Here is a 15,743-nt window from a genome sequence, read left to right on the forward strand (position 1 = left end):
CCGCGCGAACGCGAATTCGTGTGCGTGGTGTAGGGCTTTGCGGTATCAGCCCGGTTGGATTTCGATCGGCGGCTCCGGCCGCCATGATGTGACGGATGGCATGATGCTGGGCGACAATCACTTCGCTGACGAACGAAACCCGCGCCCCGGCCGCGCGTCCGGGCCGTTCGGCGAGGGTGCGTACGACGAAACCCAGCACGGGGTCTGGTCCGACGACGCTGACGAGGCCCCGGCGTTCGACCTGGGCGCCTACTGGCGCCTGGCCATCAAGCACCGCATCCTGATCATCGGCTGCTTCCTGGCGGCGCTCGCCGTCGGCGCCGCCCTGACCCTGCTGATGACGCCGATCTACACCGCCCAGGCGACCCTGCAGATCGACCGCGAGGCCGCCCGCGTCTTCAACTCCGCCGAGGACGTCAGCCCGCGCGAAAGCATGGCGCAGGGGGAAGAGTTCTTCCAGACCCAGTACGGCCTGCTGCGTAGCCGCTCGCTGGCCGAGCGCGTGGTGGAAAGCCTCGGCCTGGCCAGCTCCGACCAGGCCCTGCGCAACCTCGGCGTCGAACCCCCGGCGGCCAACGGCTCCGCCGCCGCCCAGGCCGAGCGCCGCCGCAACGCCGCGCTCAACTATGTGCAGGAAAACCTCGCCGTGACCCCGGTGCGCGGTTCGCGCCTGGTGGCCGTCGGCTTCGACAACCCGGATCCGGTCGTCGCCGCCCGCGTCGCCAACGGCTTCGCCGAAAACTTCATCCAGGCCAACCTCGACCGGAAGTTCCAGTCGTCGGCCTACGCCCGTGAATTCCTGGAAGACCGCATCGCCCAGACCAAGGCCCGCCTCGAAGAGGCGGAGCGCCAGCTGGTCGCCTATGCCGCCAACCAGCAGATCATCAACGTCGGCGAGCCGTCGGAAGGCGGCGCCGACTCTTCGGGCGGCAGCTCGCAATCGCTGGCCTCGAACAACCTGGTCGCCCTGAACTCGGCCCTGGCCGAGGCCCGCGCCGCCCGCGTGGCGGCCGAGGAGCGCTGGCGTTCGGCCCGCACGGCCGAGGTCATGACGCTGCCGGAAGTCCTGCAGAACCCGTCGATCCAGCGCCTGGGCGAACAACGCGCCCAGCTGGAAGCCGAGTACCAGCAGAAGTCGAGCATCTATCAGGCCGACTATCCGGAAATGGTCCGTCTGCGCGGCCAGATCACCGAGATCGACGGCCAGATCCGCGCCCTCGCGACCAACATCCGCGCCTCGATCCAGAGCCAGTATGTCGTCGCCGCCAACCAGGAGCGTTCGCTGCAGGGTCAGGTCAATGCGCTGAAGGGCGACGTGCTCGACCTGCGTGACCGCTCGATCCAGTACAACATCCTGCAGCGCGAGCTGGACACCACCCGCACCCTCTATGAGGGCCTGCTGCAGCGCTACAAGGAAGTCGGCGTCACCGGCAACGTGACCGCCAACAACATCTCGATCGTCGACAACGCCACCCCGCCCCCGGCGCCGTCCAAGCCCAACATGATCATCAACCTCGCCCTGGCCGCCATCTTCGGCCTGGGTCTGGGCGTGGTCGCGGCCCTGGTGCTGGAAGCCCTCGACGAAACCGTCGCCACCCCGGACGACGTCGAGAAGAAGCTGGGCGTGCCGGTTCTGGGCGTCGTGCCGCTGCTCGAGAAGGGCCAGACGACCTCGGCCGCCCTGGCCGACATCCGCTCCGGCTTCTCCGAGGCCTACTACTCGCTCCGAACGGCGTTGCAGTTCTCCACGCCCGACGGCGCGCCGGCCAGCCTGCTGGTCTCCTCCGCCCGTCCGGCCGAGGGCAAGTCGACGACCGCCTACGCCGTGGCCCTCAACCTGGCCCGCGTCGGCAAGCGGGTGCTGCTGGTCGACGGCGACCTGCGCAACCCGTCCATGCACCGCGTGGTCGGCGTCGAGAACGAGCGCGGCATGAGCAACCTGCTCTCCGGCTCGACCGATCTGGCGACCGTCGTGCAGCGCACCCGTCAGGACAATCTGTTCTTCATCCCCTGCGGCCCGCTGCCGCCCAACCCGGCCGAACTGTGGGGCGGCGATCGCCTGCGCCAGTTCCTGAACGAAGCCCGCACCAATTTCGACCACGTGATCGTCGACGGCCCGCCGGTTCTGGGCTTCGCCGACTCGCCCCTGCTGGCGGCCACGGTCGGCGGCGTGCTGTTCGTGCTGGAATCGCGCGGCACCCGTCGCGGTCAGGCCCGCGGCGCCCTGCGTCGCCTGAAGATGGGCCGCGCCCGCCTGCTCGGCGCCGTGCTGACCAAGTTCAACGCCAAGACCACCAACTACGGCGGCTACGACTACGCGTACGACTACAACTACGGGGTCGAAAGCGAGCGTAAGGGCGGCAAGAAGGGCAAGTCCGCTTGAGGGATCAGGCGGCTCCGTCCGCGACGGCCGCGCCCGGTCGCGGCCGGGTCGCCGAAGCGTCCTCCTGGGTGCTGATCGCCGCCGGCGTCGTGCTGGGATGGCAGGTGGTGATCCAGCCGCTGATCCAGCGGGCTCCGGCGGAGGTCGCCATCCGGCTAGCGCCGGGCTCGCCGCTGGTCCTGCGCCGCGCGGCCGAGAGCGAGTTCGCCGCCGGCCAGAAGGACAATGATCCGCGCCGGTACGCCAACGCCGCCGCCCTGTCCCGCGACGCCTTCGCCCGCTCCCCGTTCGACGTCCGCGCCCTGCGCGTCATCGGCCTGACCGAGGCCCAGGCCGGGCGGGAGGCCGTCGCCGACGACATCCTGACCCTGGCCGGCAACTGGAGCCTGCGGGACGACCCGTCCCACGCCTGGCTGGTCCAGCACCGGCTGAAGGCGGGCGACTACGCCTCCGCCTTCGCCCACGCCGACACCCTGGTGCGCCGCCGCGACGACATGCGCCCGCGCATCTTTGAACTGTTCACCACCGCCGCCACCCTCGACGGCGCCCGGGCCCTGCCCGAGGTGGCCGTGCTGCTGTCGGCCAGCCCGCCCTGGCGGCAAGCCTATCTGGAAAGCCTGCACGCCGACGCCCGCGGCCTCCAGGTCGCCGTCAATCTGGCCATCATGCTGCAGGCCGGTCGCGCGCCGCTGACCAACGACGAACTGCACCAGCTCTACATCCAGCTTCTGGAAAAGGGTCAGCTGGAGGCGGTCCGCGTGGTCCGCACCCGGCTGAACCGTCCGTCGAACGCCACGCTCGTCACCAACGGCGGCTTCGGCGACGCCTCCGCGCCCGCGCCGTTCCAGTGGGCCCTCGCCCAGGACGCCGGCGTCGTGGCCGAGATCGTGCCGGACGACGTGCGCACCGCCGATCCCGCCCTGCGCGTGGACTACGACGGCTACGCCTCGTCGAGAATCGCCGAACAGCTGATGTTCCTGACGCCGGGCCGCTACCGCCTGACCGCCGAATCCCGCGCGGAAGAAGGCGACCCTGCCGCGCGGCTGGCGATCACCGTAACGTGCGCGCCGGGCGACCTGCGGGTCCTGTCCGCCCCCGCCGCCGCGCCGGGAGCCCAGGTCTGGACCCCGTTCAGGGCCGATTTCACCATTCCGGCGGGCTGTCAGGCCCAATGGCTGCGCCTCGAAACGCGCCCCGACGACAAACGCTCGCGAACCGTCGCCTGGCTGGACAAGGTGGCTGTGAGCCGCCTCCCGTGAGGGGCGGCTTAATGTCTTAACGGTGGCCGATTTGCATCATGAGCGACCGGAATCGTATTGATTTCGAAACCTTCGGCCCCTATACCCATTCTCGATACGTCGCGGGCCAGCCCGTACCAAAGACCTGATTGAAGGGGATTAGCATGCGTAAGACCATCGCCGCTGTAACGGCCGGCCTGCTGCTCGTGGCTGGCCAAGCCGCCGCCGCCAACACCACCGCCACCGCTCGCGTTGGCGACCGCGTGGGCGCTCGCGCCGACGCCTCGTCGGAGTTCGCCGGCATTCCGATGCCCGTGCTCCTGATCGGCACCGCCGTGATCGTCGCGGTCGTGGTTGTCGCTTCGGACGACGACTCGGAAAGCGACTAAGCCGACCCGGTCCGCGCTACGCCTTCGTAGTCGTAACGCGTGCCGACAAGAGCTTTGAAGGGCCAGTGGGACGCTGTGGCAATCGCCGCGGCTATCCTGCTGGCCCTTTCGTTTGTCTTCGGCGGCGCCAGCCGTGAGCACGCCCTGCGGCTTGCCCTCGTTGAACTGGCCGCCCTGCCCCTTCTGGTCCTCAGCGCCAATCGCCTGATCCGCACCGGCCTGTGGCGCGAGCATCGATTCGCCCTCGGCCTGCTCGGCCTGATCGCGGCGATCCCCCTGATCCAGCTGATTCCCCTGCCGCCGTTCCTCTGGACGGCCCTGCCCGGCCGCGCGGACATGGTCCTGGCGCTGCAACTGGCCGGCATCCAGCCCGGCTGGGCCCCCATCACCGCCACGCCGGACCTGACCTGGCAGTCGGTCCTCGCCCTGCTGCCCCCGGCCGCCATGTTCATGGCCGTTCTGGGCGCGTCCCACGCCCAGACGGCACGGATGATGTGGTTCTATCTCGCCGGCGCCGTCGTCGCCGTCCTGCTGGGCGCGGCCCAACTGGCCAGCGGCGGGACCCAGCTCTACCTGTGGGCCACCACCGCCGCCGGTTCGGTCACCGGCTTCTTCGCCAACCGCAACCACCTCGCCACCCTGCTGCTGTCCTGCCTGCCCTTCGCGGCGGTGTTCGGCGCGGCCGTCCTGCGCCGCCGCAGCGACGAGCGCCTGCCGCTGTGGTTCGGCGCCCTGTTCATGGGTCTGGTCGTCATCGGACTGGCCGCCATCCGCTCGCGCGCCGGCGTGATCCTGTTCGGCCCGATCGCCGTGGCCGGGATGCTGGCCGCCTGGATCGCCGCCGGGCGCGGTCGCCCGGGCCCCGGCCTGATCGCCCTGACCGGAGGCGTCGCCGCCGCCATCGGCGTGGTCGCCGTTCTGGCCCTGCCGCCGATCCTGGCCCGCTTCGACGTCCAGTCCGCGCCCGAAGGCCGCTTCGAGGGCTGGCCCGTGGTGGCCGACGCCGCCGACGCCTGGCTGCCGCTCGGCTCGGGGATCGGCAGCTTCGACGCCGTCTACCGGTCGGTCGAGCCGCTGGAACAGCTGGACCCGACCTTCTTCAACCACGCCCACAACGAATACCTCGAGACCTGGCTGGAAGCCGGCTGGCCCGGCGTGGCCCTGATCATCGCCTTCCTGGTCTGGTACGGCCGTCGCCTGTGGGCGGCGTGGAAGGCCGGGCCGTCGCGCGAACGCGACCTGCAGCGCGCCGCCAGCATCGCCCTGCTGGCCATGCTCGCCCATTCGGCGGTCGACTACCCATTGCGTACGGCCACTCTTGCAGTGCTGTTCGCCCTGTGCGCCGCCATCCTCGAGAAGGCCGGGCAGCCCACGGACCGGGAACTGGCCTGATATGGCTCAGCCGATCCGCCGCATCCTGATCGTGGGCGGCGGCACCGCGGGCTGGATGGCCGCCGCCGCCCTTCAACGCACGCTGGGGCCGCATGCGCGGGTCACCCTCGTCGAATCGGACGACATCGGCATCGTCGGCGTGGGCGAGGCGACCGTGCCGCCGATCCGCGACTTCAACAGCCTGATCGGGCTGGATGAGGCCGAGTTCATGCGCGAGACCCGCGCCACCCTGAAACTGGGCATCCTGTTCAGGGACTGGGGCAAGCTCGGAAGCGCCTACGCCCATCCCTTCGGCACCTTCGGGCCCGGCCCGACGCTCGGGGACTTCAACCAGGTCTGGCTGAACCAGAACAGCGCCGGCGCGCCGACGGACCTGTGGGACTATTCGGTCTGCGCCCGCGCCATGGCGGCCGGCAAGGCCGGGGCCCGCGATCCCGACCCGCGCTCGCCGCTCCATACCCTGTTCACCGCCTACCATTTCGATGCGGGCCTCTACGCCCGGTATCTGCGCCGGGTCTGCGAGGGGCGCGGGGTCGAGCGGGTCGAGGGGAAGGTGGTCGAGGTCGTCCAGCGCCCCGACGACGGCTTCATCGAGAGCGTCACCCTTGAGGACGGCCGCAGCCTGTCGGCGGACCTCTTCATCGACTGCTCGGGCTTCCGAGGGCTGCTGATCGAGGGCGCCCTGAAGGCGGGCTACGAGGACTGGTCCCACTGGCTGCCGGTCGACCGCGCCATGGCCGTGCCCTGCACCCGCGTCGGCCCGGCGACGCCCTACACCACCTCGACCGCCCTCGAGGCCGGCTGGCAGTGGCGGATCGAGCTGCAACACCGCACCGGCAACGGCTACGTCTATTGCTCGGACCACATCGACGATGACCGGGCGCGCGAGACCCTTCTGGCCAATCTCGACGGCGAGCCCCTGGCCGAGCCCCGCCCCCTCCGGTTCGTGACCGGCCGCCGCCGTAAGTACTGGGACCGCAACGTCGTGGCCCTGGGCCTGTCCAGCGGCTTCATCGAGCCCCTGGAATCGACCAGCATCCATCTGGTCCAGTCGGGCATCTACCGGCTGCTCCAGCATTTCCCGGACATGGACTTCAGTCCGGTCAACATCGACACCTACAACACCCGTCTGGGCCGTGAGGTGGAGCTGGTCCGCGACTTCGTGATCCTGCACTACCACGCGACCCGCCGGGACGACTCGCCCTTCTGGCGGCAGGTGGCGGCCATGCCCGTCCCCGATTCCCTGAGCGAGCGGGTCGAGATCTTCCGCGACCGCGGCATGCTGTTCCAGGTCCACGCCGACGAGTATTTCAGCCAGGGCTCCTGGATGGCCGTCATGTACGGACAGGGCATTACCCCCCGCGCCGCCAGCCCCCTCTACGCCTGGCGGGACGCCGAGCGGACAGCGGCGGGGCTACGCCAGTTGTCCGAGGGTCTGTCACGCGCCGTCGAGGCCCTCCCCGCACACGAGGACTATCTGAAAGCCCGCGGCATGTGGGGCGCGGACGCCTGAGGCGGCGACGCCTGCACGATATCCGTCCGTATCGCCGCCTCGGGATTGAGGGCTGCCGTCGCCTCGAGGAAGCCGCCGGGTTTCATCGACGGCTCCCGCGCCGTCTCCAGCCCCGCCAGCCGCGCCAGATCCGCGACAAAGGTGATGCAGTTGCGCCGCCGCAGGTCGTAGACCGAACCCTCCTCGCCGCCCCACCAGTCGGCACGGGCGCGGATGGCGCGATAGGCGTCGTCGGTCACGGTCAGGCGCAGATAGGGCACGCCTTCGCCGACATAGCGGGCGTCCGGCGAGGCGACCTCGCCCCGCCCCCGCGCGAACAGCAGCTGCGGCCCCGGATTGCGGGCCGTGAAGCCCGCCGACCAGTCGACCGCCTCCCCGGTGGCGTCCAGCGTGCCCGAGGCGTGCACATAGGCGTGGGGGAACAGCAGATAGCCGTCGCGAACGCGAGCGCCGGGGTGGGCGTAGAAGGTCAGGGTCACGGCCGCCCAGGCCGGTCCGGCAACGAGGACCAGAACCAACGCAGGTACAAGACAACGCCACAAACGCCGGACCATGGAGCCTCGCTACAGGCTCCCGAAACGCGGAAGGGCCGCCGGGGTCTCCCCCGACGGCCCTCCGTCCGTTCACATTGACGGGATCAGACGGTCAGTGACCGCCCGGCGCCGCCACGGCGTCGGCGTTCTTCACCTTGGCCCGCGCGGCGGCCACGGCGAAGATCGTCAGGATCACATAGCCGGCCAGCGGGATGACGAAGGCCAGGTTCAGACCCGCCGAGTCGGCCATCCAGCCGCCCAGCAGCGGCAGGATCGCGCCGCCGATGATGGCCATGCAGAGCAGGCCCGACGTCGCCGAGGCCGGAGCCGACGAACGCTCCAGCGTCAGGGTGAAGATCGCCGGGAACATGACCGAGTTGAACAGGCCGATGAGCAGGGCGGCGAACGAGGCGTTCACCCCGCCGGTCTGGGTCACGATCGCGCACAGGACGGCGGCGGCGGCGGTGCAGACCGCCAGCAGCCAGCCGGCCGGAATGCGGGTCAGCAGGGCGCTGCCGGCGAAACGGCCCATCAGGGCGCCGGCCCAGTACAGGGCGACCAGACGGCCCGCGTCGTGGATCGGCAGACCCAGGGCGCCGTCCGAGTGCAGGAAGTTGGTCATCAGGCTGCCGACGGTCACTTCCGACCCGACGTAGACGAAGATGGCCAGGGCGCCGAACAGGGCCCAGCCCGAGCTCAGGGCCTTCAGCGGCGATCCGGGGGTCTCGGCGGAGGCGGCGGCGCTCGCGGCGGTCAGGCGCTTGCGGACGCTCCAGATGAAGACGCCCAGCAGGCCGAAGAACACGGCCAGACCGATGAAGACGGTGTCGATGTTGCGCAGGGTGGCGGCGCGGGCGGCCGGGTCGATGACGGCGGCCGCGGTTTCGGCCGGGGCCGTCTCGGGACCGACGGCGGCGGCGTAGGCGCCCATGCTGCCGATGTAGTTATGCAGGAAGACGACCCAGCCGATCACCAGGCCGATGGCGGCGCCGACGGCCAGCCAGCCCTTGATGTCACGACGCAGGGCGCCGACCAGAACGCCGGCGACCAGGCCGATGCCCACGCCCAGCAGGATCAGCAGCAGGGCGGTCGGCGAGGCCAGGGCGCTGACGCCGCCGACGGCGAAGATGCCGCCCGACAGCATGACGGTGGCGCCCAGCAGCGGACCGACGACGGTGCCCAGCGAGTTGAAGGCCTGCGAGAACACCAGACGGAAGTGCGACCCCTTCGGCGTCCCCAGCGAGGCGGCCAGCGGGTTGGCGGCCACCTGCAGCAGGGTCACCCCGGCGGCGATGACGAACAGGGCCACCAGCACGCCCGGATAGAAGTCGAAGACGGTCGACAGCGGCACGATCAGGGCGCCCAGCACCATGACCGCGAGCGCGCCGACGATCGACTTGGCGTAGCCCAGCTTCGACAGCACGGCGGCGGCGGGCAGGGAGACGATGCCGTAGGCGGTGAACCAGGCGAACTGCGTCAGCAGGGCCTCGGTGAAGTTCAGCTCGAACACGCCCTTCACCGCCGCGATCAGCGGGTCGATCAGCGAGGTGGCGAAGCCCCAGGCGAAGAACAGGGTGGTCACATAGGCGAAGGCGGTACCAAGCCCCTTCGCAGAGGTCTGCTGGTGATCTGTCATCTCACTCCCCATGGCCGGCGTCCCAACAGCACGGCCTTTGAGGCCTTGGTTCCACCGGCGCGGCCCCGCGTCCAGCGATTTGAGGAAATCCGTAACCAAAAGTGGGCGCAGGCGGAGCAAACCGCGCGCAAAAAAGGGCCGCCCGGAGAGACCGGGCGGCCCTGTAGGCTGCTGACCGGTTGGGAGATCAGTAGCGGTAGTTGATTCCGAACAGGAAGGTCCGGCCGTACGACTGGTGGTCGATCACGCGACGCTCGTCGCCCGCTTCATAGGTGTAGAAGGGCTCGTCGGTGGCGTTGTTGACCTGGGCCAGGAAGGACAGGCCTTCCAGCGGACCGGATTCGAACTGGTAGCCGATCTGGGCGTCGACGATGTTCTCGGCCCCGACCTGACGCAGGGTGCGTCCGTTGCCGAAGCCCGCGACCTCGCCCAGGAATTCCGAGCGGTAGCGGTTCGAGACACGCGCCTGGAAGCCGTCCTTTTCATAGTACAGCGTCAGGTTGGCGACGGTTTCCGACAGGCCCGGGATGGGCGTGGCGGGGTTGCCCGGATCCGGCTGGATGCTGCTCTCGGTCTGCGAGATCGAGAACTGGCCGCCGAAGCCTTCCAGCCAGGGCGAGATGAAGTCGAACGGCGTGGAGACGGTGAACTCGGCGCCGTAGATCTCGCCGCCCTCGCCGTTCTCCGGACGGGTGTAGTTGCCGATCCGGTAGACCGCGCCGGTGGGCGGATAGCCGGTGAAGTCGACCTGGGTCGTGCGGTCGTAAACGTAGGTCTCCAGGTCCTTGTAGAAGACCGCCAGCGAGACGTAGGCCGAGCGACCGAAATACTGCTCGAACGACAGGTCGAAGACGTTGGCCAGCCACGGACGCAGTTCCGGGTTGCCGCCGCCGCCGGTGAAGGGCGGGTTCGACGGATCATAGACCGGGAAGTTCGGCAGCGGGTTGGACGGATCGTCCAGCGCCGCGTTGTAGCTGAAGGTCCGGCTGGCGCGCATCTGGTCCATCCGCGGACGGGCCATGGTGCGGGCGGCCGAAACGCGCAGGAAGCGCTGGTCGCCGATCTCGAAGATCAGGTTGGCGCTGGGCAGCAGCTCCCAGTACTCGTCGCCGCCCGAGACGGCGATCGATTCCGAGATGCCGGTGCCGAGCTGGCGGGCGGCGAAGCCGTCCGAGTGCTGCTCGGTGTGGGTGGCCTGGATGCCGAAGTTACCGGTCAGCGGGATGCCGAACAGGTCGGTGTCCAGGCTCAGCTTCACGAACGGGGTGAAGACCTTTTCCTCGACGAACCAGTTGCCCGCGCGCACGTCGGCGTTCGGGTTGCGGACCATGTTGTAGAAGCCGCTCTGGACCAGGCCGAGGGCGTCGTAGCTGATCATCCGCGGGATGCCGAGGTATTCCAGCGAGGTCGGCTCGAGGCGGAACTCGAGCGGAACCACGGCCGAGGCGCCGCCCGGGACGGCGAGGAACCACTGGTCGTTGACCAGTTCCTTCTCACGCTGCGAGCGGTAGAAGCCGACCTCGATGTTCGACACCGGGCCCCAGTCGACATTGGCGTCCAGCGCCATGCGGATGCCGGCCAGTTCATCGCTGACCGACGGGCTGTTCAGATAGCCGTCCTGGCCGCCCGGGATCACGTCGCCGCCCCAGCCCTGCGGGCTGGTCAGGCGGATCAGGTTGAAGTCGCCGTAGTCCAGCGCCGGGGTGAAGCGGGTGATGTCGTCGCCGGTGCGGAACTGGATGGTGTCCGTCGCGCCCAGCGGACCGCGGCCGGTGCCGGCGTAGGTCTCGAGGATCTGGTCGGTGCGGTCGACGTTCGAATAGTTGACGTCGGCGCTCAGGGTGACGTTCTCGCTGACGTACACCTCGGTGTTCCAGCCCAGCGACATCATGGTGCTTTCGCGGGTGTTCACGTCATTGCGGACCACCCCCTTCACGCCGGTGTAGGTCCCCGAGGTGACCATGCCGTCCTCGACGGTGTAGCCCGGCTGCAGGGTCGCCGACGACCAGAACAGCGGCAGCTCGATGCCGCGCAGGATCTGGCTGTTGTCGAACGTCGAGTAGAAGGCGTCGAACGTCATGTGCAGGTGCTGGTTCGGACGCAGCTCCAGCACGCCGATGTAGCCGTCGCGCTCCAGCTCGCTGGACATCACATACGGCTTGGCGCCGCCGATGACGCGCGGGCCGCCGCCGGTGACTTCCGGATAGCCCCAGGCGTTGAAGCGCTCGGACTGGTAGGGCGACTCGATGTGGGCGTAGCCCAGCACGATCCCCACCGTGTCATCGGCGAACTGGTCGATGTACGAAACGCTGTAGCGGACGCCGTGGTCGGTCGAGCCCGCGTTCAGCGCGCCCATGTCGTTCAGCTCATAGCGCAGGTTCAGCGCCAGGGTCTGGCGGCCGTATTCCAGCGGGCGGATGACGCGCAGGTCGGCGGTGCCGGCCAGGCCCTGGCCGATCAGGGCCGCGTCCGGGGTCTTGTAGACCACCACGCTGCCCAGCAGCTCCGACGGATACTGGTCGAACTCGACGCCGCGGTTGTCGCCGGTCGAAACCTGCTCACGGCCGTTCAGCAGGGCCGTGGTGAAGTCCGGGCCCAGGCCGCGGATCGAGATCACCTGGCTGCGGCCGTCGAGGCGCTGGGTGGTCAGGCCGGGCAGGCGGCCCAGCGATTCCGCGATCGAGACATCCGGCAGCTTGCCGATGTCTTCGGCGGTGACGACCTCGACGATCGAGGTTTCGTTCCGCTTGGTCGCAATCGAGCTTTCGATCGCCGACCGGATGCCGGTGACGACGACTTCCTCGATCTCGACGGGTTCGTCCTGCGCGGACTGGGCCGACGCAGTGTTGGCGAAGGCCAGCATGGCCACGGCGCCGATGGCCGCTCCGCCGAGAAGGCGCGCACGCCGGGTCATACGGGTGTTCATCTCATTCCTCCCTGGACCGGCGCCTTCTGTCGAAGCGTCCGGTATTACCGCAAAGTAATGCAAACTTTGATCAAGGTTGCAAGCGCCTCGGCCGTAGCGAACGTCGATCCGTGTTCGAAATGTGACGGCCATACCCCGTCATGTTGCAGCGCAAAACAGCCTTCGGCCTTGCAGCGCCGCAATTTGGCCCGACCGAATGGGCGGATTGACATGCGGCCGCTCCGCTGCAAAATCTTGCAAACTGATCCAGCGGGCCACGCCGTTCGCGGACATGGGAGGATGCAGCATGGACAGACGGCGCCGGCGGCCACGCACCGCCCGTACACTCCTGCTTTCGGCGATTCTGGCCGCGACGGCGGGGACCGCGGTCGCCCAGACCCCTTCCGCGGAGGCCCTGCGGCAGCGTCCGCCCGAGGACGAGGTCATCTATTTCCTGCTGCCGGACCGCTTCGCCAACGGCGATTCGGCCAATGATTCCGGCGGCCTGACCGGCGATCGTCTGGTCACCGGCTACGATCCGACCGACCCCGGCTTCTACCACGGCGGCGACCTGCGCGGCCTGACCGAGCGCCTCGACTACATCCAGGGCCTGGGCGTCACGGCCCTGTGGATCGCGCCGGTGTTCGCCAACAAGCCGGTGCAGGGCCCGCCCGGCCACGAGAGCGCGGCCTACCACGGCTACTGGATCACCGACTTCACCCGGGTGGACCCGCATTTCGGGACCAACGACGACTTCCGCGCCCTCGTCGACGCCGCCCATGCGCGGGGGATGAAGGTCTATCTGGACATCGTCATCAACCACACCGCCGACGTCATCCGTTATCGCGAGTGCCCGGCGAACGACTGCGGCTATCGCTGGCGGGGCGACTATCCCTACCAGCGTCGCGGCGGGCTGGACGGCGAGGCGATCAATGCGGGCTTCACCGGCGCGGCCGGTTCGGACTTCTCGACCCTGACCCACCCCGACTATGCCTACACGCCCTACGTCCCGGCGGGCGAGGAGACCCTCAAGGCGCCCGGCTGGCTGAACGACGTCAGCCTCTACCACAACCGGGGCAACAGCGCCTGGTACAGCGAGGCCCGCCTCGACGGCGACTTCGCGGGGCTGGACGACCTGTTCACCGAGCACCCCCGCGTGGTGCAGGGCTTCATCGACCTCCATGGCGACTGGATCGACCGGTACGGGATCGACGGCTACCGCATCGACACCGCCCGCCACGTGAACCCCGAGTTCTGGCAGGCCTTCGTCCCCGCCATCCTCGAACGGGCCCGCGCGCGCGGCATTCCGAACTTCCACATCTTCGGCGAGACCTTCGACTTCCAGACCGGCACGGCGGCCATGCACACCGTCGTCGACGGCCTGCCGACCGTGCTGGACTTCGCCTATCAGCAGACGGTCGAGCACCTCGTCACCGGCGCCTCGGCGCCGGACCGGATGGGCTATCTGCTGATGGAGGACGCCGTCTATGCCGGCGGCGTCGAGACCGCCCGTCGGCTGCCGACCTTCACCGGCAACCACGACATGGGCCGGATCGGGCACCTGATCCTGAAGGCCCGGCCGGACATCAGCGACGCCGAACTGCTGGAGCGGACCACCCTCGCCTACGCCCTGGTCATCCTGGGTCGCGGCATTCCGGTCATCTATTACGGCGACGAACAGGGCTTCACCGGCGACGGCGACGACCGCCGCTCGCGTCAGGACCTGTTCGAGACCCGCACCGCCTCCTACGCGGACGATCGCCGCATCGGACAGGCCGCCGCTCCCTATGACACCGACGCCGACATGTACCGGCGACTGGCCGGGCTGACGCGCGTCCGCGCCGTCGACGCCCGCCTGCGCCACGGCCGCGTCGCCGTCCGCATCGCGGACCAGACCCCGGGCGTCCTGGCTGTTTCAAGACTTGATGACGCGGGCGAGACCCTGGTGGTGTTCAACACCTCCACCGAGGCGCGCGACGTCAATGTGCCGGTCGAGACCGGCTCCACGCGCTGGCGCGCGCTTCTGGGCGCCTGCCCCGCCCGGGAGGCCGCGCCCGGCGTCCTGTCCGTTTCCGTGCCCGCCCTGGGCTATCTTGTCTGTGTTTCCGAAGGCTGAGTGTGACCGCCCAGATGCTTGAACAGCCCGCCGCCGATGCCGACGCCGCCGCCGAATGGTGGCGCGGCGCCGTCATCTATCAGGTCTATCCGCGCAGCTTCGCCGACACCAACGGCGACGGCGTCGGTGACCTGAAGGGCGTGACCGCGCACCTCGAGCACATCGCCTCGCTCGGCGTCGACGCCGTCTGGCTGAGCCCCTTCTTCACCTCGCCGATGAAGGATTTCGGCTACGACGTGGCCGACTACTGCGACGTCGATCCGATCTTCGGCGACCTCGCCGACTTCGACGCCCTGATCGACAAGGCGCATCGGCTGGGCCTGCGGATCATCATCGACCTGGTCTTCTCCCACACCTCGGAAGAGCACGCGTGGTTCCGCGACAGCCGCCAGAGCCGGACCGGCGAGCACGCCGACTGGTACGTCTGGGCCGACGCCAAGCCCGACGGCTCTCCGCCGTCCAATTGGCAGTCGGTCTTCGGCGGCCCGGCCTGGACCTGGGACGCGCGCCGCGGCCAGTACTACATGCACAACTTCCTGCCCGAGCAGCCGCAGTTGAACGTGCACAATCCGGTCGTGCAGGAGGCGCTGCTGGACGTCGCCCGCTTCTGGCTGGACCGGGGCGTCGACGGCTTCCGTTTCGACGCCATCAACTTCTCGATGCACGACCCGAAGCTGACCGATAACCCGCCCCTGCCGGCGGGCGGCAAGCGGACCCGGCCGTTCGACTTCCAGGACAAGATCCACAACCAGAGCCAACCCCAGATCGCCGACTTCCTGAAGCGGATCCGGGCCCTGACCGACAGCTACGGCGGCCGGTTCAGCGTGGCCGAGGTCGGCGGCGACCACGCCGAACGCGAGATGCAGGCCTTCACCGCCGACGAGGACCGGCTGAACAGCGCCTACGGCTTCCTCTACCTCTACGCCCCGGCGCTCCGTCGCGAGATGCTGCAGCAGGCCGCGGCGACCTGGGACGGCCGTCCCGGTCAGGGCTGGCCGTCCTGGACCTTCTCGAACCACGACGCCCCGCGCGCCATCTCGCGCTGGGCCGAGGGCCGCGATCTGCAGGCCGTCGCCGAGATGGCCATGCTGCTGCTGATGTGCCTGCGCGGCAATGTCTTCGTCTATTACGGCGAGGAGCTGGGCCTGCCGCAGGGCGAGGTGCCGTTCGAACGGCTGGTCGACCCCGAGGCCATCGCCAACTGGCCCCAGACGCTGGGTCGCGACGGCGCCCGCACCCCGATGCCCTGGGCGGCCTCGGCGCCCTATGCGGGCTTCTCCAGCGTCGAGCCCTGGCTGCCGGTCGATCCGCGACACGCGCCGCTGGCGGTGGACGCCCAGGAGGCCGATCCGCGCTCCATGCTGAACGTCACCCGCCGCCTGGTCGCCGCGCGCAAGGCGCACCCGGCCCTGTCCCGCGGCGCGCTGAAGATGCTGGACGCGCCCGAGGGCGTGGTGGCGTTCGAGCGCAGCCTCGACGGCGAAACCCTGCTGTGCGTGTTCAACCTCGGCCACGCCGCCGTCGACTGGACCGCCCCGTCGGGCTGGCGCGTGGTCGAGTCGGTCAACGTCGAGGCGGGCTCCGCCGGGACCTTGGCGCCGCTCGCGGGACTGGTGCTGACGGGCGAGCCCGGATGAC

General features: G+C 69.4%; 10 protein-coding genes. 7 read left to right on the forward strand and 3 right to left on the reverse strand.

Translation table 11 applies throughout. The features are described from left to right. Window positions 1–103 precede the first annotated feature (103 nt). The 5 genes from VGE03_RS01035 (at window position 104) to VGE03_RS01055 (ending at window position 6,915) form a co-directional block, all read left to right on the forward strand. Window positions 104–2,383, forward strand: a complete 2,280-nt coding sequence (locus VGE03_RS01035) for a polysaccharide biosynthesis tyrosine autokinase (RefSeq protein WP_331044609.1) — start codon at window positions 104–106, stop codon at window positions 2,381–2,383. Between the two features lie 68 nt (window positions 2,384–2,451). After that, window positions 2,452–3,642, forward strand: coding sequence for a hypothetical protein (locus VGE03_RS01040; RefSeq protein ID WP_331044610.1), 1,191 nt, complete (start codon window positions 2,452–2,454; stop codon window positions 3,640–3,642). Between the two features lie 143 nt (window positions 3,643–3,785). After that, window positions 3,786–4,010: a hypothetical protein gene (locus tag VGE03_RS01045; RefSeq protein ID WP_331044611.1), complete on the forward strand. Its 225-nt coding sequence runs from the start codon at window positions 3,786–3,788 to the stop codon at window positions 4,008–4,010. A gap of 75 nt (window positions 4,011–4,085) precedes the next feature. After that, entirely contained in the window at window positions 4,086–5,402 is a 1,317-nt protein-coding gene (locus VGE03_RS01050) for an O-antigen ligase family protein (RefSeq protein ID WP_331044612.1), read from the forward strand. A gap of 1 nt (window position 5,403) precedes the next feature. Then, on the forward strand, window positions 5,404–6,915 hold the full coding sequence (locus VGE03_RS01055) for a tryptophan halogenase family protein (RefSeq protein WP_331044613.1): 1,512 nt from the start codon (window positions 5,404–5,406) through the stop codon (window positions 6,913–6,915). On the opposite strand, the gene VGE03_RS01060 is transcribed toward VGE03_RS01055, so the two are convergent. The 3 genes from VGE03_RS01060 to VGE03_RS01070 all read right to left on the reverse strand — a co-directional run bounded on the left by VGE03_RS01060 (window position 6,876) and on the right by VGE03_RS01070 (window position 12,010). Continuing rightward, window positions 6,876–7,469, reverse strand: a complete 594-nt coding sequence (locus VGE03_RS01060; RefSeq protein WP_331044614.1) for a hypothetical protein — start codon at window positions 7,467–7,469, stop codon at window positions 6,876–6,878. The two genes, VGE03_RS01055 and VGE03_RS01060, sit on opposite strands and share 40 nt — an antisense overlap. A gap of 91 nt (window positions 7,470–7,560) precedes the next feature. Continuing rightward, on the reverse strand, window positions 7,561–9,084 hold the full coding sequence (locus VGE03_RS01065; protein WP_331044615.1) for a glucose/galactose MFS transporter: 1,524 nt from the start codon (window positions 9,082–9,084) through the stop codon (window positions 7,561–7,563). 187 nt (window positions 9,085–9,271) lie between these two features. Continuing rightward, window positions 9,272–12,010, reverse strand: coding sequence for a TonB-dependent receptor (locus VGE03_RS01070; protein ID WP_331044616.1), 2,739 nt, complete (start codon window positions 12,008–12,010; stop codon window positions 9,272–9,274). Window positions 12,011–12,296: 286 nt separating this feature from the next. Between VGE03_RS01070 and VGE03_RS01075 the strand changes: the two genes are divergently transcribed. After that, window positions 12,297–14,105: an alpha-amylase family glycosyl hydrolase gene (locus VGE03_RS01075; protein ID WP_331044617.1), complete on the forward strand. Its 1,809-nt coding sequence runs from the start codon at window positions 12,297–12,299 to the stop codon at window positions 14,103–14,105. Window positions 14,106–14,119: 14 nt separating this feature from the next. Further along, a complete protein-coding gene (locus VGE03_RS01080; RefSeq protein ID WP_331044628.1) occupies window positions 14,120–15,742 on the forward strand; it encodes an alpha-amylase family glycosyl hydrolase in 1,623 nt (540 codons plus the stop codon). Window position 15,743: the final 1 nt, after the last annotated feature.

This window comes from Brevundimonas sp. (assembly GCF_036400995.1).
Lineage (GTDB): Bacteria > Pseudomonadota > Alphaproteobacteria > Caulobacterales > Caulobacteraceae > Brevundimonas.

Bases quoted from the DNA above. Each gene is read 5' to 3' on its own strand.
- VGE03_RS01065 (WP_331044615.1), bottom strand. From the start codon at position 9,084: ATGACAGATCACCAGCAGACCTCTGCGAAGGGGCTTGGTACCGCCTTC.
- VGE03_RS01060 (WP_331044614.1), bottom strand. From the start codon at position 7,469: ATGGTCCGGCGTTTGTGGCGTTGTCTTGTACCTGCGTTGGTTCTGGTC.
- VGE03_RS01070 (WP_331044616.1), bottom strand. From the start codon at position 12,010: ATGAACACCCGTATGACCCGGCGTGCGCGCCTTCTCGGCGGAGCGGCC.
- VGE03_RS01080 (WP_331044628.1), top strand. From the start codon at position 14,120: ATGCTTGAACAGCCCGCCGCCGATGCCGACGCCGCCGCCGAATGGTGG.
- VGE03_RS01045 (WP_331044611.1), top strand. From the start codon at position 3,786: ATGCGTAAGACCATCGCCGCTGTAACGGCCGGCCTGCTGCTCGTGGCT.
- VGE03_RS01055 (WP_331044613.1), top strand. From the start codon at position 5,404: ATGGCTCAGCCGATCCGCCGCATCCTGATCGTGGGCGGCGGCACCGCG.
- VGE03_RS01035 (WP_331044609.1), top strand. From the start codon at position 104: ATGCTGGGCGACAATCACTTCGCTGACGAACGAAACCCGCGCCCCGGC.
- VGE03_RS01075 (WP_331044617.1), top strand. From the start codon at position 12,297: ATGGACAGACGGCGCCGGCGGCCACGCACCGCCCGTACACTCCTGCTT.